Origin of the sequence: Dyadobacter sp. CECT 9275 (genome assembly GCF_907164905.1) — a bacterium.
Taxonomy (GTDB): domain Bacteria; phylum Bacteroidota; class Bacteroidia; order Cytophagales; family Spirosomataceae; genus Dyadobacter; species Dyadobacter helix.
This window is the reverse complement of the sequence record NZ_CAJRAF010000002.1, coordinates 1,979,446-2,005,401: the sequence shown is the minus strand read 5'-3', so window position 1 is coordinate 2,005,401 and position 25,956 is coordinate 1,979,446. Positions and strand designations below refer to the sequence as shown.

At 45.1% G+C, this 25,956-nt stretch carries 19 protein-coding genes; 5 read left to right on the top strand and 14 right to left on the bottom strand.

Going from position 1 to position 25,956, the window contains the following annotated elements:
- From KOE27_RS16110 to KOE27_RS16080, 7 genes are read right to left on the bottom strand one after another with little or no spacing between them, the layout of a single operon-like run.
- Nucleotides 1-699: a WbqC family protein gene (locus tag KOE27_RS16110; protein WP_215239879.1), complete on the bottom strand. Its 699-nt coding sequence runs from the start codon at nucleotides 697-699 to the stop codon at nucleotides 1-3.
- Between the two features lie 37 nt (nucleotides 700-736).
- Nucleotides 737-2,785 carry a glycosyltransferase family 39 protein gene (locus KOE27_RS16105; protein ID WP_215239878.1) on the bottom strand — a complete coding sequence of 683 codons (2,049 nt, stop codon included), beginning with the start codon at nucleotides 2,783-2,785 and terminating at the stop codon, nucleotides 737-739.
- Between the two features lie 4 nt (nucleotides 2,786-2,789).
- The gene (locus tag KOE27_RS16100) at nucleotides 2,790-3,872 is read right to left on the bottom strand and encodes a DegT/DnrJ/EryC1/StrS family aminotransferase (RefSeq protein ID WP_215239877.1); all 1,083 of its coding nucleotides are present in this window, start codon (nucleotides 3,870-3,872) and stop codon (nucleotides 2,790-2,792) included.
- Nucleotides 3,865-5,124, bottom strand: coding sequence for an ABC transporter ATP-binding protein (locus KOE27_RS16095; RefSeq protein WP_215239876.1), 1,260 nt, complete (start codon nucleotides 5,122-5,124; stop codon nucleotides 3,865-3,867). Before KOE27_RS16095 ends, KOE27_RS16100 begins: the two co-directional genes overlap by 8 nt.
- Before the next feature lie 18 nt (nucleotides 5,125-5,142).
- A complete protein-coding gene (locus tag KOE27_RS16090) occupies nucleotides 5,143-5,970 on the bottom strand; it encodes an ABC transporter permease (RefSeq protein ID WP_215239875.1) in 828 nt (275 codons plus the stop codon).
- 7 nt (nucleotides 5,971-5,977) lie between these two features.
- On the bottom strand, nucleotides 5,978-7,048 hold the full coding sequence (locus tag KOE27_RS16085) for a hypothetical protein (RefSeq protein WP_215239874.1): 1,071 nt from the start codon (nucleotides 7,046-7,048) through the stop codon (nucleotides 5,978-5,980).
- Nucleotides 7,049-7,053: 5 nt separating this feature from the next.
- Nucleotides 7,054-9,447: a polysaccharide biosynthesis/export family protein gene (locus KOE27_RS16080; RefSeq protein ID WP_229252790.1), complete on the bottom strand. Its 2,394-nt coding sequence runs from the start codon at nucleotides 9,445-9,447 to the stop codon at nucleotides 7,054-7,056.
- A 348-nt stretch (nucleotides 9,448-9,795) separates the two neighbouring features.
- On the opposite strand from KOE27_RS16080, the gene KOE27_RS16075 reads away from it, so the two are divergent.
- Together KOE27_RS16075 and pheA are read left to right on the top strand one after the other, a co-directional pair.
- Nucleotides 9,796-11,670, top strand: a complete 1,875-nt coding sequence (locus KOE27_RS16075; protein ID WP_215239872.1) for a DNA topoisomerase IV subunit B — start codon at nucleotides 9,796-9,798, stop codon at nucleotides 11,668-11,670.
- Between the two features lie 45 nt (nucleotides 11,671-11,715).
- Nucleotides 11,716-12,789, top strand: coding sequence for a prephenate dehydratase (gene pheA, locus KOE27_RS16070; RefSeq protein ID WP_215239871.1), 1,074 nt, complete (start codon nucleotides 11,716-11,718; stop codon nucleotides 12,787-12,789).
- A gap of 50 nt (nucleotides 12,790-12,839) precedes the next feature.
- On the opposite strand, the gene KOE27_RS16065 is transcribed toward pheA, so the two are convergent.
- Genes KOE27_RS16065 through KOE27_RS16055 form a run of 3 tightly spaced genes read right to left on the bottom strand, consistent with a single transcriptional unit; the run spans nucleotide 12,840 to nucleotide 16,357 of the window.
- Nucleotides 12,840-14,993 (bottom strand): hypothetical protein, encoded by a 2,154-nt coding sequence (locus tag KOE27_RS16065; RefSeq protein WP_215239870.1) that lies wholly within the window; start codon nucleotides 14,991-14,993, stop codon nucleotides 12,840-12,842.
- Between the two features lie 57 nt (nucleotides 14,994-15,050).
- Nucleotides 15,051-15,710 (bottom strand): porin family protein, encoded by a 660-nt coding sequence (locus KOE27_RS16060; RefSeq protein ID WP_215239869.1) that lies wholly within the window; start codon nucleotides 15,708-15,710, stop codon nucleotides 15,051-15,053.
- Between the two features lie 41 nt (nucleotides 15,711-15,751).
- Nucleotides 15,752-16,357 (bottom strand): DUF4136 domain-containing protein, encoded by a 606-nt coding sequence (locus KOE27_RS16055; RefSeq protein WP_215239868.1) that lies wholly within the window; start codon nucleotides 16,355-16,357, stop codon nucleotides 15,752-15,754.
- A 246-nt stretch (nucleotides 16,358-16,603) separates the two neighbouring features.
- Here KOE27_RS16055 and KOE27_RS16050 point away from each other — a divergent pair, with 246 nt between their 5' ends.
- From KOE27_RS16050 to KOE27_RS16040, 3 genes are all read left to right on the top strand, one after another.
- Nucleotides 16,604-17,161 (top strand): DinB family protein, encoded by a 558-nt coding sequence (locus tag KOE27_RS16050; RefSeq protein WP_215239867.1) that lies wholly within the window; start codon nucleotides 16,604-16,606, stop codon nucleotides 17,159-17,161.
- A 178-nt stretch (nucleotides 17,162-17,339) separates the two neighbouring features.
- The gene (locus tag KOE27_RS16045) at nucleotides 17,340-18,017 is read left to right on the top strand and encodes a response regulator (RefSeq protein WP_215239866.1); all 678 of its coding nucleotides are present in this window, start codon (nucleotides 17,340-17,342) and stop codon (nucleotides 18,015-18,017) included.
- Nucleotides 18,014-19,384 (top strand): sensor histidine kinase, encoded by a 1,371-nt coding sequence (locus tag KOE27_RS16040; RefSeq protein WP_215239865.1) that lies wholly within the window; start codon nucleotides 18,014-18,016, stop codon nucleotides 19,382-19,384. The genes KOE27_RS16045 and KOE27_RS16040 overlap by 4 nt, the downstream gene beginning before the upstream one ends.
- A 395-nt stretch (nucleotides 19,385-19,779) precedes the next feature.
- Here the strand turns inward: KOE27_RS16040 and KOE27_RS16035 are convergent, their stop codons facing one another.
- From KOE27_RS16035 to KOE27_RS16020, 4 genes are all read right to left on the bottom strand, one after another.
- Nucleotides 19,780-20,841 carry a mechanosensitive ion channel family protein gene (locus KOE27_RS16035; protein ID WP_215239864.1) on the bottom strand — a complete coding sequence of 354 codons (1,062 nt, stop codon included), beginning with the start codon at nucleotides 20,839-20,841 and terminating at the stop codon, nucleotides 19,780-19,782.
- Complete coding sequence (locus KOE27_RS16030; RefSeq protein ID WP_215239863.1) at nucleotides 20,834-21,694, bottom strand: N-acetylmuramoyl-L-alanine amidase-like domain-containing protein; 861 nt, start codon at nucleotides 21,692-21,694, stop codon at nucleotides 20,834-20,836. The genes KOE27_RS16035 and KOE27_RS16030 overlap by 8 nt, the downstream gene beginning before the upstream one ends.
- Nucleotides 21,695-21,953: 259 nt before the next feature.
- Nucleotides 21,954-23,927 (bottom strand): site-specific recombinase, encoded by a 1,974-nt coding sequence (locus KOE27_RS16025; protein ID WP_215239862.1) that lies wholly within the window; start codon nucleotides 23,925-23,927, stop codon nucleotides 21,954-21,956.
- 201 nt (nucleotides 23,928-24,128) lie between these two features.
- Complete coding sequence (locus tag KOE27_RS16020) at nucleotides 24,129-25,868, bottom strand: alpha-amylase family protein (RefSeq protein WP_215239861.1); 1,740 nt, start codon at nucleotides 25,866-25,868, stop codon at nucleotides 24,129-24,131.
- Nucleotides 25,869-25,956 lie beyond the last annotated feature (88 nt).

The following is a 25,956-nucleotide window of genomic DNA, read 5'->3' as shown; positions in this document are numbered from 1 at the left end:
TTATAAAAGTTCGTATTGATCTAAAAAGCGGGTAATATTTTCCTGTTCATTAAACATCAAAATATCAATTACGGAAAGCCAAGGTACGAAAGCATTTTTGAATTGAGGATAACTTACAGGCAGACTTTTGATAAACTCCAGCCTGATACCCGCTTCTCCGAACTTCTGCTTGTCATATAATTCCATGCCACCGATCGCATTGATATAACCGGTTGCATTTTCCTGCCTGCAAATATCTAGTATACGTTCCTGTGCTTTCAGAGATGTATTGTTATAAACGGACGATGACGGAATGATTTCCGTTTTGAGGTCCATATAGTTACATAACTTTATCAGGGCATATACGGTCAGCTCTGCAATCGTTTCCGCTTCTAAATGTACGATTTCTTCCAGTAGCGGAAAAACCTTTGGATAATTAGGGGCCTTTTGGTACGACTGCTGGAGGGTTTTCAAAAACTTTTTTTTCCAGGAAGTATCTCTGGCAAGCTCCACTTCCCTGATCAGCTTGTTCTGGCTGGCGTCTTTCAGCGGAATGGTGAACAGATGCGCCTCACCCGATACCAGTATCCTGTTTCTGTTGATCCAGCCCTTGTTAATGAAGTTGACGTCATCATAGATCACAAATTTGTCAACCGCTCTGATTAGCTGGAAATAACCTATATAGGGGAATATATAGGGCTGCATGATACCAATTGTCATCGCTGTTTTTTATTTTCGGGAATACCGGAGAAATTGCTCATTTGAGTTTGCGAAGATAGTAATCTTCACCTTTTACGATCAGGTTGGTCATGGTGGTGTCCGAACCCAGGCGTATGTCTGTCGGCAGTGCTTTGATTTTGCTGGTATCGTTCACCACACTTTTGTCATAGAAAAGATAATCCGCCTCTTTGGGTATGGGCTTCAGGCCTTGTTCAAAGGGGTTAATGGATATCAGTTTCCTGCTTAGTTTTTTACCATAAAGCGGATATTCGAAATCATCGTTTATGGTAGCAAGCGCCACGGTAGCATCCTGCGGAACGAGTGAGTCAAAAGTAACGTAGGCCTTTGTGATATCCGGCCGGGCAAAGGTCTGAAATGCTATCCGGTCCATTTTTAGAGCAGATTCATGGCCGTAAGCCGCAAAAGGCAGACAACGGATGTTAAGGAACACCGACATCACGGCAGATACGCAGGCAGCCGATACGATGAGGGCCACATATCCCTTCCATATTTTGCGCCGGGGCTTGATAATGGACAGGCGGTGATTGGAAAACAGCAGGAGTAGAAAAAGTACTCCGAAAATCCCTGTCTCTATGAAATACCTGCCTTTGAAAGGATCATAGGGCGCCGAGTAGGAAATGGCTGCAAAATGCAGGACAAAAGCCAGTGCCAGAAACCAGTGTACCCTGGACCAGAGAACTCTGAAGAATACAAGCAATATCAAAGGCAGGATCAGTGCAAAACCGAAAACGCCCCAGTAAGGATTGGCATTGTAAAAATCAAACCGACGCTGAAATGTGAAGGGAACAATTGAAAAATCGGTTTCTTCGTCCAGCCGCATGTGCAGCTTGTCTTCCAGCTTCACAATAGGTTTGCGCACCAGGGTATTAAGGTCATATCCCCATTGTGCATTCCGGATGCCATCCAGATTAAAGAAGTCATAACCATACCGCACTACGTTACGGCTGCCTTGTTCGAACAGATTGGACAAAGGCCCGGCTCTTTCAATGGATTGATGTTTCAATGATGTAGGCGGTCCAATCGGATGCCCGAATACCTGAATATTCCTGATATATCCGGTAGGGAAAGTATAAACCAGCATGGCCAGCAAGATAGCAGCTGCAAGTTTGATGAACCTTCCGAAAAAGACAGAAAACGTGGGAGCCAGAAAAACCGTGTACAACATCACCACGAAAACCGATGGCAGCAGCAATGCGAAAGTTACCTTATGGCCAAATACAATACCGAAAACCATTCCGGAAAGATACAGGTATTTGCTGTTCTTGGCGGCGAAATAAGTGAACAGAAAGTATAACAGGCAGCTGAGATAGGCTGTCAGCACGATGTCGGTTTCTGTGGTGATGGCCTGCATCAGGAAATCCAGGAACAGGGCATACGACAGCGCACAAAACAAACTGGCGGACAGGTTACGTCCTATTCTCTGCGCGATTCCAAAAACGGCTACAAGCGTTACATAATAGGCCGAATGGTGGAGAAACTTAAACGCGTTTTCAATTTTGCCACTGATCAGGTAAGTGTAGATATGAATGGTGGTCGGGCTTTTAGGGTAGGTATCCATGTTCCAGTTGGTACCACCAAAATGTTCCATGGTTCCCCGCTGGATATATCTCACGGCGCGGTTCAAATGCCCCGTCATACTGTCCCACTCATTGGGTACGGTAAATAACACAAGGATGAGGTTTGTTATCCCGACAATGGCCAGGGTTCCAAAAAGCAGAATAAAGAGAAATTTCAGGTAGGGGGATAACTCCCGGGTCCATAACCGGAACGTCTGTAACCTGTTTTTTGCTACGTCCGAAATCCTGTATGTGGTTTGACCCGGATTGAGGAAGGCCCACAAACGCCAATGGATTCCGAGCATTAAAAAATTGCCGGTGATCCAGCTGGCCGTGCTGGCCGTCAGGTCAAGTGCTGAAAGGATAAAACCGGTTGGAATCACACTCCCGGTAAAAAGAACAAAGGAAACAATGATCCATTCACTGAGTGACGGCTGGGCAATTTTCCCCGAAACGTAACCAATGCAATAAAGAAATGCAATAAAAGAAAGCCAGTACAGAACTACCATAAGATTATGGCGATAAAAAATCGTTGATAATATTACAGATCCGCTGTGTATCGGAATAGGAGAGGCCAACAAAAAGTGGCAGGCTTATCACCCGGAGGGATACATCCTCAGAAACCGGGCAGCTGTATTTAACCGGCATGAAAGAGAGTGTATTGAGTGAAGGATAAAAATACCTTCGAGGAATAATCTCCTCTTTGGCAAGCACTTCCAGTAAGCCTTTAAGATGCGCTTCTGATGGCAGGAGAACAGGATAATACGAATAGTTATATTCAATTTCCGGATGCAGCGTTGGCCTGGAAAGGTTATCCCAGTTCAGCATACTGTCGTACCAGGAGAAAATCTCCTTCCGGGCTTCAATAATATCTTTTACATGAGGAAGCATGCACAGTCCCATGGCAGCATGGAATTCTGAATTTTTGCCGTTAATACCCGCATATAAATAAAGCTCGTCGCCCTGATGTCCGAATGCCCGGAGCAGATGAAGTTTTTCATGCAGTTCGGGATGGTTGGATACCAGCATGCCGCCTTCAATAGTATGAAATACTTTGGTAGAATGAAAACTGCAGGTACTCAAATCGCCATAAGAAAGTAAAGAACGGTTTTTATACTTCACTCCGAAGGCATGTGCTGCGTCGTAAATTACCTTAAGATGATGCCGTTTGGCTATTTCTTCAATTTTCTCAATTTCACAGGGATTACCATACACATGCGTTGCCAGAATAGCACTGGTGGCCGGTGTAATGGCATCTTCAATTAAATCCGGATTGATGTTGAGTGTCGAGGCGTCTATATCTACAAATACCGGAACACAGTTTTCCCAAAGAATTGCATTGGAAGTCGCACAGTACGAAAAAGGCGTTGTGATAATTTCACCCTTTAACTGAAGAGCTTTGATGGCAATCTGAAGTACAATGGTCCCGTTGGTACAAAAATATAACTGATCTATATTCAGATACTCTCTTAATTCGGCTTCAAGCTGTTTCAGTACAGGGCCGTTATTGGTTAAGTAGCCTCTGTCCCAGATCTCACGAACATACTGAATATACTGTTCCTGATCTGGTAAAAAGGTTTTAGTGACATTAATCATTCACTACATGTTCAGATTGACGAATGGAAAAATTGAGTTGGGGACGAATATAGCCAGGCCATTTGCCATACCAGGTTACATTTTCTCGGTAATCTTCAATATCAAAAACAAGTGCTTCTTCCATGTTGTAAAGTACTGTGCTGGTGTCCTTTACGATCATCATAGAAACTACATAGGAGCCGTCATTAAGAAAATTCCCCGGTATTTCACAGACACCCGTTACGATACCTCTGCCAAAGGTCCCGGATTGCGTACCCACATTAAAGATACACTCCCCCGTGAAAGTATACAAATGCATACTCAGGTTCAGGTTTGCACCTTCTTCCATGTTCCAGAATTCGAACTGAAAGTTAATCGGCGTCCTGACATCAATATGCGACAGATTATCCTGATACTCAGGGAAAAGTTTGAAACTTTTGATGCGTACCTGGTCATTTCCAGGTGCATCATCCATATTTTCCCAGTGTTTTTCCAGTGACTTGTGGGAAACCTTGCTGAGATATTTGGTGACAATCTGTGAGGTTTCTCCCTGGTCGATCAGATTGCCGCGTTCGAAATAAAAGGATTTGTTGCACAAGGCCTGAATGGCGGTCAGGTTATGGCTCACAAAAAGCAACGTCCTGCCGCTTTCCGACACGTCCCGCATTTTGCCAAGGCATTTCTTCTGAAACTCGGTATCCCCAACCGCGAGCACTTCATCGACGATCAGAATCTCAGGGTTCAAATGTGCAGCTATGGCAAAACCCAGGCGTACATACATCCCGGAAGAATATCTTTTTACAGGTGTATCCAGAAATTTTTCAACTCCGGCGAAATCAACAATGGCGTCGAACGAATGTTTGATCTCGCTTTTTGCCATACCGAGGATCGCGCCGTTGAGAAAGATATTTTCCCTCCCGGTGAGTTCAGGGTGAAAACCTGTACCAACTTCGAGAAGGCTTGCAATGCGCCCGTCGATTCTGATCTCTCCGGTAGTGGGTTCAGTAATGCGGCTCAGTATTTTGAGAAGCGTGGATTTTCCTGCACCATTGTGGCCAACGATACCAATCCTGTCACCCTTGTCGATACTGAAGTTTACATCACGTAAAGCCCAAAACTCTTCTTTTTCAGCAAAGGTGTTTGTGCCATTCTTAGATGAGAACAATTTGTCTATCTTCTCAGAGACAATATCCTTGAGATTCGTCGCACCACGTTTTTGTTGGTGATCGATTATATATTTTTTACTGATATTTTCAGCTACGATTACAGCCATGTACAAAAATAACTATTATCAGATATGATCCACGAAAGTATTTTCCTTTTTACGGAAATAAATTAAAGCCAGGAAGAGAATTATCAGCGAAATAATTGTGGTCGAATACAGGCTGTCTGTGTTAAAATAGGCTTTGTTTCCAAGAAGGCACCACCTGAAACCGTCAATGATTCCTACCAGGGGATTAAGATTGTAATACTTCTCAAACCAGGTACCTTTTGCCAGCGTGCTGCTGTAAGCAACCGGGCATGCATACATACCAACCTGTACCATGAAGGGTATCAACTGGCCGATATCTCTGAATTTCACATTAAGAACAGCAAAAAACAGTCCAAAACCTAAGGAAGTGATAAACGTCAGCAATACGAATACCGGAAGAAAAATAATGTTGTAACTAAGCGGATGCTGAAAAAAAAGGCAGAGCAGCAAAAATATAGCGAAAGTAATAATGAAGTCAACAAAGCCCACAGCAATGGAGCTGAGCGGCATCAGAAGCCGGGGAAAGTATACCTTTGAAACAAGATTCGAGTTAATGAGTATACTGTTGCTGATCTGAGTAAACGTGTTTGCAAAAAATGTCCAGATCGTAAGCCCGCTCAATACCATTAGCGGATAAGGAACCCCCGGGTCGCTCTTGATTTTTGCCAGGTAACTGAATACAAAAACCATGACGGTCATGGTCATCAACGGACGCAGCACACTCCATGCCACTCCCAACAGGGTTTGTTTGTATCTTACCGAGATATCTCTTTTGGATAAAATCCATAAAAGCTGCTTGTTGAGCCACAAGTCTTTCCAGTAATCTTTCTCAGAACCTCCTGCTTTTATTGTAATAGAGTGTTGCATATAATATTTATATATTTTCTTTCTTAGGCACCGAAGAGAAGACTGTCTTGAAATAGATGAATACCAGCGCGATCATAATACCTGCCAATACACCGATTTTGGCACGGGTTTTACTTTCGGCCTTTACATCCAGCGGAACTTTGATATCTTCAATTTTGGTGAACAACGGAGCTTCCCTCACGAGCGAGACACGCATTTTTTCGACACTTGACATGGCTTCGTAGTACAACGTCTGAAGGAAGGATGACTTCCGCTCAGTACTGTTGGTAGCTATTTTTGCCTCAGGATAAATGATCTGTTCGCTGTAATCCATCTGTCTGGCCAGTTGATGTTCCGTTTTTCCCAGTACTCTGGCGAGGGAATCGGCACGCCCTTGCAACAAACGAAGGGTTTTTCTTGTTTTCTGGGTCTGGTTTTCCGTGTACATTTCTTCCACGGTTTCCAATAGATGTGTCACCCAAAGGCCTGCCAGATTCTCGTTTTCCATTTGAGTGGACAAGGCAATAAAGGATGATTTGCGGTCCAGTGTGGCTATGTCAGTTTCTGATGCTGTTCTGGTCACCAGTTCGTTTAATACGATGCGGGCTTCACGGGTGAACTTTTCGGGATTACGCTCGGTGAAGTGGAATTTAAGACGTTCAGGGTTGTCTTTCCAGTCGTCTTCCTTAATCCCGCTTGAATCAATATAGAAATTGGCAAGCAGTATTTTTTTACCATGCAGGTCCACTTCCTTCATCAGGTTACGTTCCAGTACTGGTCTTGATTTTACGAAATAGAAGAAGTTCTCTCCGGTAAATATATTTGCATCAGGAGCATTTCCCAGGCCAAGCAAGCCAGCCATATCACCAAAGCTGCTGCTCTGGCTCCCGCCACCAAGGTTAAAAACTACTTCTGCTTCGTATTTGTTGGGTACTTTCAGATACAGATCCAGCGCATAGCCTATGCCAAAGCCAATGAGCGGGATGATAATCAGCGCTTTCCAGTTTTTGACCAGGGCATTTTTGATATCAATGAACTTCTCAATGACATCACGGGGTGTCAGTTGGTCGTCAGGAACTTGTGGTGTGTTTTGAGACATGGTCATTAATTGATAGATCGGAAAGCAAGAACAGCCAGAATCAGAGACATGATAGAACCCAGTACCGAGGTGGTTGTCTGGATCGCCGCCTGCGGGGTCAGCGAAGGAGCAGCCCTGGTAGGTACCGTAATTTCTGAACCTGGTTCTACCTTGGGATATACGTTGAAGAACATAAATCTGCGGGTTCTGTCAATATTACCGTTCGGATATTTAACATAAGAGCTTTTTCTCAATGAAGTGGTTGTGAAACCGCCCGATTGTGATATGTAATCGATGAAAGTAAGTCCTTTTCCGTATTTAACCGTGGTTGGATAAAGCACCTGACCATTGACCTGTACGGTTTCGAGTCTTTTCGGAATTCGGATGATATCTCCTTCCTGAACCACCAGGTCTTCAAACGAGCCGGGATTCCGCAGTATGCTCTTCAGCTTTATACCGATTGATTCTTCCTTAACATTAGCCTGATCGCCGATGATGGTTCCTTTTTTAATGCTTTTTTCCGTCATTTCTTCAGCCTCGAAGTTGGTAGGTTCTACCAGGCTTTTTACAACTGTTCTTCTTAAAAGAGTAGCTCCTTCCGGGTAAGCCAGTTCGGTGAGGCCGCCTGCTCTTTTAATGATGTCACTGATCTTGTCGTTCTTGTTTATAATGCTGAAGGGCCCACTCACCAGTACTTCACCTTCTACAAAAACAGACTGCTGCTCCACGTAATTAGGTGATTTCCTGACGATGATCTGATCAAACGGGTAAAGTACAAAGTTACTTTCCTTGCTGTTCAGGGTGAGATCCCGGTTGACATCAAATTTGAAAACTTCGGCGATCTGGGCATTTGCAGCTCCGGCGATACTGTTACGTTTGCGCCTTACTACTTCCACTTCCGTTGAATAGGCTGATTCTTTCAGTCCGCCCGCCAGTAATAATGCGTCTTCCAGGGTCATGTTGGCGGTGTAGGCAAACTTCCCTTCATTCTCACCAACTTTGGGGTTATTTACCTCTCCTTCCACGCTGATATACGACGACTGCGCCATTTCGAATTTAGAAGGAACAATGATCTGGTCAAGTCTTGCGAGCATCAGATCAGGCACTGTGTTGTTGAGTATATCGGAGTAATTCAGTGAGATGTTTTCAATGGTGAGGTCCGTTCGGGTACGCAGGACATTAATCCGCCCTACAAAGGCGTCCTCCCGTAAACCCTGAGCATTATCGATGAGCTTTTTAAGGGAAGGGCTGTTTTCGAGCGCATAGTTACCCGGCCGCATTACAGCGCCTTCAATGGTCACGATGTTGTCAAACCGGTCCAGAATTGTTTCCACACTTACCGAATCACCGGTAGCCATTTCGAAAGTTTTGTATTCTTCTTCGGGGATATCAATAATCCTGCGCTCTCTAGAGGTGATCCGTTGGATTTTGACACGGCCACGGTATGCTTTGTCGGCAAAGCCACCGGCATACTGAAGCGCATCACCCAATTTTTCCTCCGTTTTCAATTCAAAAAGGCCTGGGCGTTTCACCTGTCCTGCTACCTCAACGCGTTTCAGATAGTAGCCTACAATAATGTTATCATTGTCCTGCACCCTGATATCTCCGTCAATTTTACCGTTAGATAAAAAGTCATAGATGTCCAGATGAGATACCGTTTTACCGCCGCGTACTACCCGCACATCACGGAATGATCCGATCTCGTTTGGCCCGCCTGCCAGGTAAAGAGCATTAAAGGCTGAGGCCATAGATGATATTTCGTAGGCGCCCGGATTGATCACCTCACCGGTGACAAACACTTTCACGGTACGGGTTTCGCCGAGCGTCACCATTAATTTGGTTTTTGCGGTTTCGCCTCCCGTTCCGAGCAGTCCGGGTGTGAATTTGGCGAATTTGTCTATCAATATTTTTCTGACTTCCTCAATTGTCCGTCCGGCAACATAAACATTCCCTACCCGGGGTATGGTAATAAAACCGTCGCGGTTCACCAGTAGCTCGTAAGTAGCTTCGGCGTAGTTATAGAGGTATACATTCAGCTGATCCCCAGGGCCCACTACATAATTTAATGGCGTAACAATCTGAAAATCAGGTATCGGATTAAAGTTTTTGTCTGCAAAAATAGAGTACCCGTAGATCTTGCTTCTCAGTTGGAGTTTTGCCTGTTCCTCGGGAGAAAGTGTGGCTGAGGTTTTCTGGTTCTGCTTGCTCTGATCCCCTCCATCCTGGGTCTGGGTATCAGCGTTGGCTGCATTTTTGGCATCCGATATTTTAGCATTGTTGCCCTGGGGATTACTTTGCAGGTTGGCATTTTGCGGAGAATTGTTTCCTTGCTGAGTTCCTGAATTGGCTCCTGCCGACCCTTGAGTGGAAGTTCCTGCGGAAGACGGTGCCGGGGCACTGGGTGCAACTACCTGAGACAAGGCTGGTATTGTGATAACAAGGCTAAGTAAATAGGGTAGAAGATATTTACAATTTTTTGCCAACTTAAATCTGTTCATATAAAGTATTATTGTACCAGGAAATTCTATGAATTCATTAAAACCATTGATAGACTTACTATTTTTGATTTTTCAGGACGGAGGCAACGGAGTTTTGGTTTTCATATTTGGAGCAAAGTAAATTAGATTTTTCCTATTTTTAAAGAATTTCTATTAATCGGTTAAAAAGTACTTTGTATTGCAAAGTTAGTACTCTTGATGTATTAATGTCAAGTTCTTGCCAAAAAATATCCCCGAATAAAAAAAACGACACGCGATTGAATTATAATTATGGAGAACACGACTAACGTTCAGTACGATGAGGGTAGTATAAAGTCACTGGACTGGAAGGAGCACATCCGTCTGCGGCCTGGGATGTACATCGGTAAACTGGGGGACGGCGCTTCTATCGACGATGGAATTTATGTATTGGTCAAGGAGATAGTGGATAATTCCATTGATGAACACATGATGGGAAATGGGAAAACCATCGAAATAAAAATATCAGAGCACCGGGTGGAGGTTCGGGATTATGGCCGGGGTATCCCTTTAGGAAAGGTGGTGGACTGTGTTTCAAAAATCAATACCGGAGGGAAATACGATTCCGGCGCTTTTCAGAAATCGGTAGGGCTCAACGGTGTCGGTACCAAGGCGGTGAATGCACTTTCCAATTATTTTAAGGTAAGCTCATACAGGGACGGAAAATCAAAAAATGCTGAATTTCAGCAGGGCGTACTGGTGAATGAATCCGGAGAGGATCCGACCAGCCAACGGAATGGTACCCACATTGTTTTTGAACCGGATGCTACTATTTTCAAGAATTTCAGGTACATACCTCAGTTTTTGAATAATATGATCTGGAATTACTGTTACCTGAACGCCGGGCTGACAATTAATTTCAATGGACAGAAATATATTTCCCAAAACGGGTTACTGGACCTTCTTCAGAGCAAATCAGATGAGGAGTCGATCCGGTATCCGATCATCCACTTAAAAGGAGAGGATATTGAGTTTGCCATGACACACGGAAACCAGTATGGCGAGGAGTACTATTCGTTTGTCAACGGACAGTATACCACCCAGGGAGGAACACACCTTGCGGCGTTCCGGGAATCTGTGGTGCGCGCGGTGAGAGAGCATTATGGCAAGGATTATGCACCCGAGGATGTTCGTTCATCCATCATTGCAGCCATAGCGGTACGGATCCAGGAGCCTGTTTTTGAGTCGCAGACTAAAACAAAACTAGGTTCAAATACTGTTACTCCGGATCCTAACAGCCCCACGGTCAGAACCTTTGTGAATGATTTCATAAAGGAGCGGCTCGATAATTATCTGCACATGCACCCTGAAACGCGGGATGCGATTAAGAAACGGATAGAGCAGTCGGAACGTGAGCGGAAGGAACTTGCGGGTATTAAGAAACTGGCCAACGACAGGGCCAAAAAGGCAAATCTGCACAACAAAAAACTGCGGGATTGCCGTCTGCATCTGACCGATTTGAAAAATGACCTGCGATATGAAAGTACCTTGTTCATAACGGAGGGGGACTCTGCGAGCGGCTCTATCACCAAATCGAGGAACATTCAGACACAGGCTGTATTCAGCCTGAGGGGTAAGCCATTGAATTGTTTTGGGCTAAATAAAAAGATCGTTTACGAAAACGAAGAGTTTAACCTCCTACAGCATGCGCTTGACATAGAAAATGGTGTTGAAAACCTGAGATTTCACCGGATCGTGATCGCTACCGATGCGGATGTGGATGGTATGCACATCAGGCTGTTGCTGATGACATTCTTTTTACAGTTTTTCCCGGACGTGGTTCGTAACGGACACCTTTATGTCCTGGAAACTCCGCTTTTCCGCGTCAGAAACAAGAAGGAAACCATATACTGTTATTCAGAAGAAGAAAAACAGGCGGCAATAAATAAATTGGGTAGTAAACCGGAAATAACGCGTTTTAAAGGATTAGGGGAGATATCTCCGGAGGAGTTTGGTAAATTCATAGGGGAAGACATGCACCTGGAACCCATTATTCTACAGAAAGAAACATCTATTCAAAAGCTGCTGACCTATTTCATGGGCAAAAATACACCTGAAAGGCAGCGGTTCATTATTGATAATCTCAAAGTAGAAAAGAATATAGAGGAACTTGCAATGGCGGTATAACGTCATGTAAGTAGCCCTTCATTTTATTCATTATAAATATTTTTTGTGAAATTAGAAGATTTAAGAAACCGGATTGACGCATTAGATGACCAGCTCCTGGACATCCTTAATGAACGTATGGAGCTGGTGCATCAGGTGGGCGAACTGAAACGTTCGTCCAATTCAATTATTTACCGCCCCGAGCGGGAGAAGCAGATTTTGGAAAGGCTGGAGAAGAAAAATTCCGGGCTGTTAACGCGGCAGGCTATTGACGCCATTTTCTTCGAAATCTTTGCCGTGTCAAGAAATATGGAATTGCCCGAGCGGGTATCTTTTCTGGGGCCCGAAGGCAGCTTTACGCACCAGGCGGCCGAAGGACGTTTCGGTGCCATGAGTGAATACCTCGTGCTTCCCACCATTCACTCGGTATTTGAAAGTGTGGAAACCGGCCGGGCAAAATTCGGGGTGGTACCCATCGAAAATAATCAGGAAGGGATTGTAGTAGAAACTGTGGATTTTTTGCGAGAGAAAAATCTGACGATCGTGGCGGAGCTACTTTTACCTGTCCACTTCGCTTTTGCATCACAGGCCGACTCACTTAAACATATTAAGCGTATTTATTCTAAGGATATTGCTTTCCGGCAGTGCGGTAAGTTTCTCAGTGAATATCTTGATGGCCTGGGGGTGGAGATCATTCCGGTTGATTCTACATCTAAAGCGGCCAAGCTGGCATCCGAAGAGCCTGATTCGGCCGCAGTTTGCTCCTCAATCTCTGCGCGGCTTTTTGGTGTTCCTATTTTATTTGAAAATATTGAAGACAGCGATCAGAACAAAACGCGCTTTCTGATTCTTGCCAAAGATATCCTGAATGCAAAAAGCAATGCGGATAAAACCACGATCATTGCTAATTTACCTAATACCAACCGGCCAGGCGTATTGTATGAGTTTTTGAAAGAATTTAACGACCGGGGCATTAACCTGACTAAGATCGAAAGCCGTCCTTTGCGCGGAGAGTCTGCTTTCAGAACCTGGTTCCTGGTTGAATTCCTGGGGCATATCGAAGACGAGCCTGTTAAGGAAATAATGCACATATATGGAAGCCATTTAAAATGGCTTGGCAGCTACGTCAGAGTATCCTGACCGTACGCCTGGGCATTCCGCATCTACATCTGAGGTGGGATACCCAGGCTTTACCGCATGGTACCCCGGTACAGCGACGGCCAGTTGCCGTAAAGTGTGATGTAAGTTTCGGTATGGTCCGGCAGGCGAATCTTTACCTTGCGTGTGGCATTAGGCTGCTGAAAGGAGTCAACTGCGAGTACAGCTATTTTTTTTTCATTCACCACAGCGGTTATGAACGGATCTTTTCCATCCATTGCCAGCAGCACCTGCTCCTTTCTGGGCGTAACCCAGGCGTTATCTTTTTCATAAGCCAGATCCACATTGGTACCGCCGGTTAAGATATCTTCCGTCTGTTTGGCCATCCAATTACCTAGTGCGTAAAATTCGGTGGGGAAATCCCAGTAGCCGGGAGTGGTTGGACCGTTGGGTACTTGTTTTTTTAGAGCACTGATGTCACTTTTGCCGTCATCAGGAAACCAGTCATATCCAAAGCTCTGTCCTTTTTCGGGAATCCAGTATCCGTTGGGATCATTTCCGCTTCGGCCACCGTCATGCCACAGATAGTATCCGTCAAACAGGATAAGAGAGAATAGTGACATCGACAATGCCTGGCTTGCGGGCATCATTTCCAGCTGGTTCATGACTAGCTCACCCTTCGGGTTGGTGGTGCGCAGATGCCATGGAACAATGGGGTCGTCGTACAGCGGCATATACCTGTTCCAGGCATAAAAAATGGATTTGTTATTTTTCTGGAAGGGGATCAGCTTGTTGATCCGCAAAGAGTGAATGGCGGAGAGTAATACAAAGTTGTTAGGTGTATTCCCGTTTTCATCCTTTCCAAACATGGCTTTGGGATATACATCAATAGGGGTGATGCCAAACAGGTTTCTGAAACTGTCACCATTGGGCAGCGGGTCAAAATTGGTGGTATTGGGCAACGGGTTTTCATAATCTTTTACGAAATCCATCGGCTTCTTACTTCCCAGGGTGTTAATATGCGGATTCAGGTAAGCTCCGCCACCCCAGTAGTCAAAAATGAGGGTATTGGGATGATCCCTTTTGAGCTTCCTGGTGAACCATATCAGCCTTTGCAAGACCTCGGGCGGATACCGCTGGCTCCAGAACTCGAAGTCAAAAGCATAAACGGCAAAATCGGGTATTCCTGGCAGGGCCTCCACCTCCTGCTGAGACAGGGACGCAAACCATTTTTCATCTCTGTCACTGAACGTATTGGGCGTTGCGGTCCAGTGCTGACGCATGGCCGGTAGATTTTCGTCGCCGCTGTGCAGGTATCTTATTCCTCTATTGAAATAGTTTTTATCGGGAACATAGTCGTTAAGCCGGTACTGCATCACCAGTTTTCCCTCAATGGGCTGGAATTCGGGGAATTTTGTATCAAATTCCACATTGGTGGCTTTCGATGGTGAAAACCATTCAGGTATGCCAATCCTGGTAAGTCCGTTAGCTTCCTCGTTCTTGTCGCTGAACAGTCGGCCAACCCATATATTTTGCTGACGAACTGAGCGGTTCCGCATTTTATTCCACCAGTCATTATAAGGGGCGTCAATCCAACGGGCCGTTACCGAATAGAGGTATCCAGGTTTAACTTCAATCCCATTTTCCAACGCTTTAACCGCTATACCGTCTATCATGACAACCTTGGTCCGGCCGTCGTTATAATTTCCAAAGTCCTTCAGAAATATCCGGCCATTTTTTACAACAGGCCTTACATCCAACCAGTTATCCTTGCTTCCCTGTCTTATCCATTTATCCTGAGCAAGGATTTCGTCATTTTTTCCGGCGTTATATTGAAAAGAGGCGCTGGTGACACATCCGCTAAGTCCCAGGCTGGTCACTTTTATTTGTGCCTCTCCCGATTTCAAAGCAGTTTCAGGTATCGAAAGCCAGGTACCGTATCGATGCGGTATACCTTTAAATTGCTGTGAACTGCCGTTCTGGAAAATCTCCACATCGTATGGCGCAAGCCCGCCGGCATTTGCGGCCAGTTCAAACTGCAGTTCTTTGCCAATCTGCCTGTACCTCCTTACTGTAAGATCACAGGAATGGGAGGCAGAATCAATAGTAATTGCAATGGGAAGATCCGTTGCTTTTTCTGCATATACAATGTGTGTGGAAGGACCAAAACGGCCCCATAACCAAAACCCCGTTCCCGCTAACAAAACGAGGACGGAGCTTATCCAGATGATTGTGGTTTTTGACAAAATGTTCTTTTTCGACAACTGTGGCTCTTTAAAATGGTTCCTGGTAAAACATGCGGCCTACCACCAGCGGTAGAAGATACCTATGGAAGCATCCAGTGATGAAATCCCGCCATCAATATAGTCATATTTAAAAGAAGTGCCGGAATATTTTACGCGTACGTCCGCACCCCAGGCGCCGTCTTTTTTGAACAGGAATTTGGATCCTAAACCAATTCCGTAAGTGGGCCTGACTTTTTGCTGCTGGTCGGCAAGGCTGCCGTAATACACCGTGTAGTCCAGAATACTGGCCCCTCCGCTTAACTGAACATAGGGTTGTATCATAGCGTTTTTGCCCAGAAAGTGATAATTCACGAATGCCTGAATCGGGTATTGCGACAAGGTACGGGTTTGAACGGCAGATATGGTCTCGTCGCCGTTTTGATACAGCGCACGGGGTACCCTCTGGTTGAAATAGGAAGACCCGAGTTCGCCTCCCACTGAAACTGCGTTACGGAGTACCCATTCTATGGAAATGGAATAGTTCTGGAACGAGGTTTTATCAATGTAGCCAGATGAAAAACTTCCGAGCGGAACGGCACCGGTGAACCGGGCGGTAGCGAGGTAATGGCTGTATCTTTCAAAGGGCGAGGGAAGCGTGTACAGCTTTGGTTTTTCCTGTGCAAGAGAAACCGACTGACATACAACGCCCAGGAGTGCGGCAATTATGATTTTTTTCATTGTGCTGATTGCTTTTGTAAGAGGATCCCTTTGGGAGAGGATCAGTTAATTTTTAAATACTGCGACTGGCCAAAGATTGAGTCCACCATTTTGGTAACATACTGTGAACTCCCAACGCCTGCGCCCCTGATCTGCGCGTCCCAGATTACCCGGAAAGTTTTATTGGCCGTATCCGGATTTTTGAAATCCAGCATAGAGACCAGCCAGTAGCTTTCGCTTGTCTGATAGTAGGAATAATAACTCGGGTAGCCATACCCATACCCACCGTAGTATCCGCCCCAGTAAGATGAGATGGGCTGCGAAACAACATTCAGGTAATTGTTGGTAATCCAGGAAGCCGTGATACCCACATCAGGATTTTTATCGGGGCTGACGTACTGATATCCCATCTTTTCCATGTTGTCGATGATCCCTTCCAGCAGGCTTCTGTCCAGGTTATCCAGAGAGGGGGTAACACGGTTGTCTTCTATAACAAGGACGGAATCAACAACACTGAATGTTTTATACTGTTTGTAGTCGGCCTGATTGTCTTTATTGGTAATATACACCAGTGTTTCTTCGGTAGACAAATCACTGATGGGGTCCTTTGAGCAGGAGAAAAAAGTGGCTCCTGCTAAAATTAGTACGAATGAGGTTTTTCTAAGCATATTCATAAGATGAAGTCAATACTGATAATATTAACGAAATTAAAAATTGAACATTTTATTTAGGGCTATGATCCGCATGGATTTTATTAAAATATCTCTGCTGTAAGGACGGCGGGTCTGTCGAATTGGTTGTAATTACCGTTTAAAAAGTTGTGCTACGGAAATAACTTGTAAATAAGGAGAATCACCGGAATGTTTTCTTTGAACCAAAGATGTAATTTAGCGCCCAGTACCGGAAAACCAGATATGGAAACAAAAGACGAAGTTCTCAGAATTATTGATTTACTCAACGACACCTATGAAAGTGAAGAGGCCTGGTATGGCCCTTCGGTAGTGGAAGCGTTAAGAGATGTAACCCCCAAAATGGCCGAGAAAAGGCTGAGTACTAACACACACTCCATCGCAGAAATTGTTTACCATATGACCACCTGGCGGATTTTTGCTGTCAGGAAAATACAGGGTGATGCGGAGTTTGATATTAAAACACAGGATAAGGATTGGAAGAAGTTTCCTGTGGTGGATGAGTTTGAATGGGAGGCAATCCAGATGGAACTTAGCCTCTCACAGGAGGAGTTGATCTCGGAACTTGAAAAAATTGAGAGCGATATGTTCCTGGAGGACTTTGTGCCCGGCCGGGATTATTCCTACTATACATTGATACATGGTGTAATACAGCACGATATTTACCACGCAGGGCAGGTGGGGCTGATCAAAAAAGCACTAAAATCAATGCCTGCTGACGAGGATGACTACGGCGCATACGATGATCATGGTGATTTTAGCGGGGATAATGACTTTTACTGATCGGGTGGTTTTTACAATAAAGTATTTCCAGCAGGGCCATTCGATTTTCGGGATGGCTTTTTTTTATGAAAAGTCCCAAATCTGTGCAACATTTGAGAGTTCTTGGAAAGATTGACTCCGAATCTTCTTTTTCAATGGCCTGACAAAATTTAGATACTAAACCATTAATTACTCCAAGATGAAAATACTTGTTGTAGAGGATGAGCCCAAGCTTGCCGGGTTTTTAAAACGGGGCCTGGAAGAACAATCCTGGGAAGTTGAGCTGGCCTATGATGGCCAGGTAGGCAAGAAAATAGCGTCTAATTTTCGTTTTGACGTCATCATTCTGGATGTTAATCTTCCATTACTCAATGGTTACGACCTGGCGAAACATCTCAGGAACGACGGTCTCACCACTCCCATATTGTTTCTGACTGCCCTGGGAACCATCGACGACAAGCTGGACGGTTTTGAAGCCGGCGCAGATGATTACCTGGTCAAGCCGTTCGAATTCAGGGAATTAATAGCCAGGATCAAAGTTTTATCCCAGCGTAACAGCAACAGGGAGCAGTCGAGCCAGGTACTGGCGCTTGCAGATCTTGAACTGAATCTGGATGAGAAAGTGGCAAGAAGAGGAGGCAACCGTATCGATCTGACCGCCAAGGAATTTGCACTGCTGGAATACCTGATGCGCAACCGTGGCCGTGTTGTTTCCCGTGTGGACATCGCAGAGCAGGTATGGGATATCCGCTTCGATACCGGTACCAATGTGATTGATGTTTATATTAACTTTCTGCGAAAAAAGGTAGATAAGGATTATCCTAATAAGCTGATCCACACGGTGGTAGGTATGGGATATATTTTTAAAGAAGAATGAACATAAAGGCCCGCCTCACACTGCTATTTACCATGCTGGTGGGTTCCATCATGGCACTGTTCTGCCTGGCTATTTATTTTTTCTACGACCAGTACAGAGAAAAGCAGTTTTATTCTTTCCTTAATGAGCGCGGGCAAACCATTGCCCAACTGGTGGAAGCCGGGCACGGGATCAGCGGGGAGGAAATTCAGAAAATTGAAAAAGAGAATAATACGGTAGTTCTCAACGAAGAGATCACCCTCTATGATGGAGCCGATTCCATCATTTTTAATACCAGCAAAGAGGCGTTTTCCCTGCCTTTATCAACACTGAATGAGGTACGGTCGGGAAAAGAAATACATACTAAATTCGGGAAAAAGGAGGTTATTATCATCCGTCATATTCTGCAGGACCACCGAAAGCCCTGGGTGATTGTTGCTACGGCAAAAGATCTTCCAGGTCTTAGCCAGTTGGAAAGACTCCGGGAAATTTTGATAATTGGCTGGCTGTTATCACTGGTGCTGGTGGGAGTTGCGGGCTGGCAGTTTGCCAATGATGCCATCAAGCCTGTGGCGGACATCATTAGCCAGGTGAATAAGATATCAGCCGGTAACCTGCATCAGAAGGTACTGGTGGGGAGAGAAAAGGACGAACTCGCATTGCTGGCGGAAACATTTAATTCCATGCTCCACCGGCTTGAAATTGCTTTTGTGGCCCAGAAGAATTTTGTCTCCCACGCCTCGCACGAATTAAGAACGCCCCTTGCCCTGATCATGAGCGAGGTGGAAGTTACCCTGATGAAAGAGCGGTCTGCATCCAGTTATCAGGAGGCTCTGAAAGGGATTTTGGGAGAGGTAAAGGAAATGAACGAGCTGGTCAGCAGGTTGCTGGAGCTTGCCCGGACGGAGGAGGAAGCTTTTAAAGTAACGTTTTCAAAAATCCGTGTGGACGAGGTACTCTGGCAGGCGAAGGCATTTGTGCAGCAAAAAAATACCAGCTACAACGTTCATATTCATTACGACAAGATCCCCGATAACGAGGAGCAGCTTAAACGGTATGGCGATGAAAGCCTCCTGCGTACTGCCTTTATCAATCTGATGGATAATGCGTGCAAGTATTCGGATAACCGGTCTGTGAACGTTTATCTTGAGATCGACAAGAACCTGATCAGTATTTATTTCAAAGATACCGGAAGCGGCATTGCTGATACCGAATTGCCCTATATTTTTGATACATTCTACCGCAGCGCCTCTACCATGAGCAAGTCCGGCTACGGAATAGGCCTGGCACTGACTAAGCGGATCATCACCATGCAGGGTGCCAGCATAGAGGTAGACTCCAGGTTAGGCGTTGGTACAACATTTACTTTACGCTTCCCCCCTTTTTAACAGCATTTTAATACTGTGTTAATTTCACTTTAACCCTTTTCCATGTCATTTGTATCAGCAACAGTTCATCCGTAACGGGGATGACGTTGTTGAATCTTTCTGTGCCTTTTCATGGCCTGGAAAAGGAAGTTTTTTGTTGATTTACAAAGGTTTGCCGAAGCATTACACGGAATATAATGATGGGAAGGGTAATTAAAATATTGAATGTTAAATGGCAATGCCGGAGTATACTCGGGCATCCAGCAAGAGCCAACGCGTAACAGTAATGAGTTAGTGCGAGGGGGTAATAATAGTCAGGTGTTAATGAGTAGTTAGCACGATGGTAATTATTAAATTGAGTTAGGTGAGTAGTAAGGAGAAATTGGTTTTCGGCTTCCGGAAACCAATTTTTTTGTTCAGATGATGGGTTTATCCACACCCTGTATCCGGTAGCTTGGCAAAGCGGAGGGGATTTCCCTGACAATAAATTCGATCAGCTGTTCCCTGACAAGGCAGCGAAGGTCAAAAGCCTGGGCCGAGCTACGGGCAGACATCAGAGCTCTCACAATCATATATTGTTCCTGGGTATCGGTTACCTGAAGTGCCCAGGACCTTCCATCCCAGAGCGGCGTATTCTGAAGGATTTCTTCCAGCTTGTCCCTTAGTTTCTGAACCGGGGTATCGTAATTGAGATGAAAAAAGGCAACCCCTAATAAATTGCTTTCATTGCGCGTCCAGTTCTGGAAGGGCTTATCCACAAAGTAAGTAATGGGCAGCACCAGCCTGCGGAGGTCCCATATATTCACCACAACATACGTGAGGTTGATTTCCTCAATTCTTCCCCATTCTCCCTCCACAATCACGACGTCATCAATTTTGATAGGCTGCGTAAAGGCGATCTGGATACCTGCGAGGAGGTTCGACAACGATTTTTGCGCGGCAAATCCGATGATCACACTCGCAATACCAGCCGAAGTAAGTATTCCGACACCATACTGACGGACGCTCTCAAAGCTCAGAAGCAATATGGAAACCCCCACCAGTATGACCAGGATCACTACGATACGCTTGATAAACTTGATTTTGGTAAATAATCGCCGGGCCTGGTTATTATCCGGAGTTTCAAAATCCAGATCATCGATCAGTAATTTTTCAATAATGATGATGATGCGGACGGCAAGCCAGGTACTTACCGCAATCAGGCAGATTTTGCTGATACCGTGGGTCCATCCGTAGGCTGCATGCTGCCTGGAATAGGTATTGGTGACAATCGTAACCATTACCAGCGGAATAAAGAAATACAAGACGTTGGTCAGGTTCTGACGAACCGCTTTTATGATTGTCCAGTCCTTTTTACTGGCTGTGATACGGATAAATTGAATAACGGCGAAACTGATGAAAATACCTAGCAGGCCAGCCAGCAGGATGGTTAGCCAGGGTGTATTTTTATAATCCAGTAATTCCAGAAAATCATTCATGCGTTTTTGGTTCTGACAAGCGGGCCACAATAATCCCGGTATGTTTGGGTACAGACGCCACGTACTCGGCCAGTGGTAATTTGGATAAGATCACTTTTTTGTCAGCCAGGGAGGCATGAAGCAGATAGGCCCTGTTGCCTATCTTGGTTATTACCCCCATGTGGTTCACGTCCAGTCCGGCAATGGACGATGTAAACGCTACGATATCACCGTTTTTCATAATGGGTTCCGCTTTCTGGATTTCGGTTTTCGGGATGTAGCTGTGTTCTCTTTTGTTGATCTCGTTTTCCTGTTCTTTTATTTTTTCCCAAACTTCGGTGGGTGCCAGCGCCGGATATAGATTGGCATGGTTACTCATGAAATTGATTTCTTTACGGTAGGGTACACCGCCAAGTTTTGCGGTGATATCCTCCATACGGCCTCTTTTTTCATTCTCGTACAGCCAATCCAGAAAATAATGTAGCCGTGAAGCGTAGCCGTCAATGTCTCCGTTGCGGTATCTTAGGTTGGTCAATTCATTTTTGTAGCCTTCAAATGTCGGGTTTTCCATCTTTGCTACGGCCAGTGCAACCGAACTTTCCACCAGCGTGGTACAGTCGAGTCCATCAAATTTACAGACCAGTTTTTCCGTTGGGTTTCCTTCCAGCGTAGCCGCAACATAGGGAACTCCCAGAAATGTTTCACTCATTCTCAGCATCTGGGTACCAATACTGCCGCTTTCGGGTAAGTCCATTTTTTGCTCAAAAAGCCGGTGAATGCCGGATTGTGCCTGGATCGTTAGTGAAAGAAGCCAACATAGCGGGATCAGAGCCAAACGGATCACGGAAGATGCCGGCCTTGCAGATTTTTTCATAAACGTTGTAATTTCGGAAGTGGTAAATGGCATGTCAGAAAACGTGTAATAGGATCGCCGGTATCTCCTGGATTAGTGTCAGGTTAATAAGAGCTACCGGTGTGCTGAAAATAAAGTAGAAAGGGCATATTATCGGTTTGTTAGTAATTTAAATGTAAGTCAAGGTGCCAGGTCTGATTCAGTCGCTACCGGATATCTGTAAATCTTTTCGCAAATTTAATGGTCATTTCTATAAACTGCTATTTTAGTATTGATTACGTCAGGTATTGGTTGTTTCTTCTTCTTCCTTCGCACCAACGGGGAAAAAGAAGGCTGTACCATTATTGAAAAACTGCCAGGACAAATTGGCAACCAGGCTCTTCACCTCTCTGAATCCGACACTGCGTGAATTTAGTGCAAAAACTATACTCAGGCCAAAACTTACCAGCACATTCATCATCCCGATGGCGCAGATACCAATGATTGAATTAACCCATAATTCAGTTGTGATATTGTTTTGAAGGCTGGCTACGGCAATTCCGAAATTTCCGGAGGCAAAGGTGATGTGCCTGATATCCAAAGGTACCCCAATGGTGAAGCCGACTGCACTGGTTGAGCCCAGGAATAACCCCAGAAAAAAATTGCCGGCAAGTCCACCTATGTTGCTCTCCAGATAACGGGCAGTTTTGTCCAGTTTTTGATGGCCCAGTAAACGGATCAGCCGCGGATGTTTTCTGATCCGGAGGGAGTATTTGTTATAGATCCATTTGTTTTCGTAATAGCCGGAAATCAGTCCCGACACCATCAGGTATACCCCTGCAATAGCTGCATGAGGAATGGCAAGGCTCTCCCATATATTCAGTTCGCGAATGAGCCGTAGCGCTTTGGCGGGATCGGCTATGTGGTATCCGAAGGTGAAAAAATAAAGCCATCCAAAACCAAAAGCTACGGGAAAGGCAATGATTGCATTGCCAACCAGCGAAATGAACTGGCTACGGATCAGGCGGATGAGCAACAGCGTAGTTTTTTGAAGCCAGTTCGGATTTTCTCCGTTGTTGCTGAGGTTGGCTGCAATAGTGGATGCGGTCATGGCGGGCTGTTTTGTTGCCAGCGTAAATCCAAGAATATGGATTAGCATGAATCCCAGGGAATAATTGAGGCTGTAAAAAAACGCTTCCCAAAAGATTGGGAAATGCTGAAAATAAAGCCGCGTTTTATTGCAGCATAAAAAAGCAACGATGATTCCGCCGCCCACCGCCTTCCGGAAAAGTTTCCAGTAGTCATTCCTGTCTGCTGCGATATAGTGCTCGCCGGTTTTGGAAGTATTCTCAATCACCTTGAAAGTGAGCAGCTGCAGGTTGGTATTGACGTGCTTTCTGATACTGTATTTTGTATTCTCTGCATAAACAAACTCCTTTAGCAACTGCGTGATGATGATCCATTGCCTGCTTTTTTCACTGGTTTGTAAAAGATCGAGGAGCTGCGTAAGCCTTTTCAGGTATTGTTCCAGTTGCCGCATCAGATAGGTGAGCTGGAGGCTGATACCGAACTGGTCTTTGTGGCGGTAGATCTGCAGTACCTGGCTGTTACACTGGCTGATCATGACCAGGATATGCCGGTAGTCGTTGTCTTTGTCTTTTGCTGAATAATCCGGATTGTTCAGCGTGTTTTCCACATATAAGATCACTTCGCGGTTTAATCCCAGGAAGGGGGAGTCCAGGTCATCTACACGGGGAAGTTTTGAAACAATTTCTGGTTCAATGCCAAGATTGGTAGCCCGCTGTGCCAGAATCAGTATCGCATTGAGCAATTCCTTTTCAATATAATTTCTGATAGGCGCCTGAATATGCGGGAAAAGGGTATCCAGGAACGCTGCCCAGTTTTCATCCGGAATGGCTTTCACCCAGCGGTAATCCTTCTTGTCAGAAAAAAGCTGCCCAAACTGGGTCCTGAGTTCGTCGGGCTCGTTAATTGGAGGCAAAAACTTGTAACTCATCCTTTCGGACAAGTCGGAGAAAAAGCCTCTGTTGGAACCTATCTCGGATTCGGTAAGCAGGGAAACAAATTTGGTTGAGAACAGGACGGACAGGATCTGTTCGGCAATCAGGTCCTTCTCACGCCGGTCCAGATATATTTGCTGAAACACTTCTTCGAATGGCTGTCCGCTGTTTTCCTTTTCTTTCCACCGGTTTCTGACCAGTTCTATGAACTTACCCGGATAGTCAATACGGTTGGGTAAAAAGGTACTTTTCATAGGCTGAGATTAACTTTAGCAACTTCCTGGACCAGGCTGATGGGGAATGTTTCCATCACTTACTTCTATAATTAGTTACGGACCATTTTAACTAACCCTCACTACTCTTCAGCTATTTTCAGAATTGAATGTAGGCATTTTAACCCGGGCTAGCCTGCCGATGTCTTTAATATCCTAAAAGGAATTTGAATATTCCTGCTGTTATTCCCCGATAATTTCGAATACCTGAGCTGAGACCGGCGGCAAGGTTAACTGGATTCCCGTTGAAGTAATGACGTCCGCTTTAACCGATGGCATCGGGCTGAACAGCGGAAAAACTGGTTTAAGCTTGTAGAAACTGGTACTTTTCAGGCCAAGGGTATCTGTCCAGGCACCCTGCGGTATCCGGACGTTGGTTTCAAAATAACGGTTCCTGTCAAAATTATATACGAATAAAAGTTTTTGATTTCCAGTGTACCGAAGATAACTGTATATCCTGGTTTTATCGTAGTTAGGACTTTGGCCATCGATGTTTACATACTGAAGATCATAAAATTCTCCATCTGCCACAGCTTCATTTTCGGTTATAAACCGGTTCAGCTTTTGATAGAAATCACGTAGCGCTTTTTTATCAGCGTCCATTATTTCCGTGTCAAATTGGCCAACGTTGATCCATTGCTGCATTTCGGGTATCCCCCAGTAGTCAAAAATAGTAGTGCGGCCATCCTCTCCCTGAAACCCTTCCGAAATATTGGGATCAACCCCCAGCTCCTGGCCGAAGTACAGCATAAACGGACCCGTATGAAGCGTTGCACTCAGCGTTATTGCCGGAACCACCAGCCAGGGATCTCCGGCAAAATATCTTGAGGCAATCCGCTGCTCATCATGATTTTCCAGAAAACGCAGCATGTTCCTGCTGATATCACCCGATTCCTGCTGCCAGATGCGTGTGATATCTTCCACGGTTCCGTAGCCCTCCACCAGTTTTCTCAGAGAATTATAAAGGCCTACCTTGTCATATAAATAATCAAACAGGCCGTTGGTAATATAGTTGTGATATTCATACGGGTTATAAATCTCAGCGATAAAGATTATGTCCGGGTTGAGGGTTTTGATCTTCCTGATTACCCAGCCCCAAAATTCTACAGGGACCATTTCCGCCATATCACATCTGAAACCGTCGATCCCTTTATTTACCCAGAACGCAAGGATATCATACATTTTCAGCCAGGTGGAAGGTATCGGGTCAAAGTACCGGTTTCCGTTGCTGAGGTAATCCACGCCATAATTCAGCTTGATTGTTTCATACCAGTCATACTGGCTGGGCTGCGCCTGAAAAACGTCGTTACCGGTTGCTTTGGCAGGTCTTTCCAGGTAGGGGCCGGTTACAGTTACTGGAGGTTTATGCCCTTCCGGAACAATAAAGTCTTGATTGGGAATGTAATAGAAGTTATTCTGGGGGCTAAAAGTGATGCCTGTATCGTCCTTTTCACCAAAGTCATCTATCCCGTCCGGCCTGCAATCCGAATGGTACTGGCGGGCAACGTGGTTGGGGATGAAGTCAATGATTACCTTGAGATTGTGATTTTGAGTACGTTTCACCAGTGCTTCAAATTCCTGCATGCGGTTGGGGACATTTTCGGCCAGGTCCGGATCAACATCATAGTAATCCTTAACCGCATAAGGCGACCCGGCAATACCTTTCACGATCAGCGGATGGTCGGGTGTGATACCAAATGCGCTATAGTCGCTCAGGGTGGCATGCTCAAGGATGCCCGTATACCAAAGATGTGTTACACCTAAATCCTTGATGGAGGTCAGTGCAGCGTCGGTGATGTCGTTAAATTTTCCCGAACCGTTTTCATCAATCGTCCCATATACCTTGTTGGTGGTATTCCGGTTGCCAAAAAGTCTGGTGAATATCTGATATATAACTAGCTTGTCGTTCTTGGAAGCAGACATAGTTGAGTTTCGTCATGTAATAAAAGTGATGTAAGTGAAAGAGAAACAAGGTGATATGTTACTGTTTAGAGGGCTCATGGTGAATATA

What these genes read in the sequence shown, in the direction of transcription:
- KOE27_RS16110 (WP_215239879.1), bottom strand. Translation starts at nt 699, where the DNA reads ATGACAATTGGTATCATGCAGCCCTATATATTCCCCTATATAGGTTAT.
- KOE27_RS16105 (WP_215239878.1), bottom strand. Translation starts at nt 2,785, where the DNA reads ATGGTAGTTCTGTACTGGCTTTCTTTTATTGCATTTCTTTATTGCATT.
- KOE27_RS16100 (WP_215239877.1), bottom strand. Translation starts at nt 3,872, where the DNA reads ATGATTAATGTCACTAAAACCTTTTTACCAGATCAGGAACAGTATATT.
- KOE27_RS16095 (WP_215239876.1), bottom strand. Translation starts at nt 5,124, where the DNA reads ATGGCTGTAATCGTAGCTGAAAATATCAGTAAAAAATATATAATCGAT.
- KOE27_RS16090 (WP_215239875.1), bottom strand. Translation starts at nt 5,970, where the DNA reads ATGCAACACTCTATTACAATAAAAGCAGGAGGTTCTGAGAAAGATTAC.
- KOE27_RS16085 (WP_215239874.1), bottom strand. Translation starts at nt 7,048, where the DNA reads ATGTCTCAAAACACACCACAAGTTCCTGACGACCAACTGACACCCCGT.
- KOE27_RS16075 (WP_215239872.1), top strand. Translation starts at nt 9,796, where the DNA reads ATGGAGAACACGACTAACGTTCAGTACGATGAGGGTAGTATAAAGTCA.
- KOE27_RS16060 (WP_215239869.1), bottom strand. Translation starts at nt 15,710, where the DNA reads ATGAAAAAAATCATAATTGCCGCACTCCTGGGCGTTGTATGTCAGTCG.
- KOE27_RS16055 (WP_215239868.1), bottom strand. Translation starts at nt 16,357, where the DNA reads ATGCTTAGAAAAACCTCATTCGTACTAATTTTAGCAGGAGCCACTTTT.
- KOE27_RS16050 (WP_215239867.1), top strand. Translation starts at nt 16,604, where the DNA reads ATGGAAACAAAAGACGAAGTTCTCAGAATTATTGATTTACTCAACGAC.
- KOE27_RS16045 (WP_215239866.1), top strand. Translation starts at nt 17,340, where the DNA reads ATGAAAATACTTGTTGTAGAGGATGAGCCCAAGCTTGCCGGGTTTTTA.
- KOE27_RS16040 (WP_215239865.1), top strand. Translation starts at nt 18,014, where the DNA reads ATGAACATAAAGGCCCGCCTCACACTGCTATTTACCATGCTGGTGGGT.
- KOE27_RS16035 (WP_215239864.1), bottom strand. Translation starts at nt 20,841, where the DNA reads ATGAATGATTTTCTGGAATTACTGGATTATAAAAATACACCCTGGCTA.
- KOE27_RS16030 (WP_215239863.1), bottom strand. Translation starts at nt 21,694, where the DNA reads ATGAAAAAATCTGCAAGGCCGGCATCTTCCGTGATCCGTTTGGCTCTG.
- KOE27_RS16025 (WP_215239862.1), bottom strand. Translation starts at nt 23,927, where the DNA reads ATGAAAAGTACCTTTTTACCCAACCGTATTGACTATCCGGGTAAGTTC.
- KOE27_RS16020 (WP_215239861.1), bottom strand. Translation starts at nt 25,868, where the DNA reads ATGTCTGCTTCCAAGAACGACAAGCTAGTTATATATCAGATATTCACC.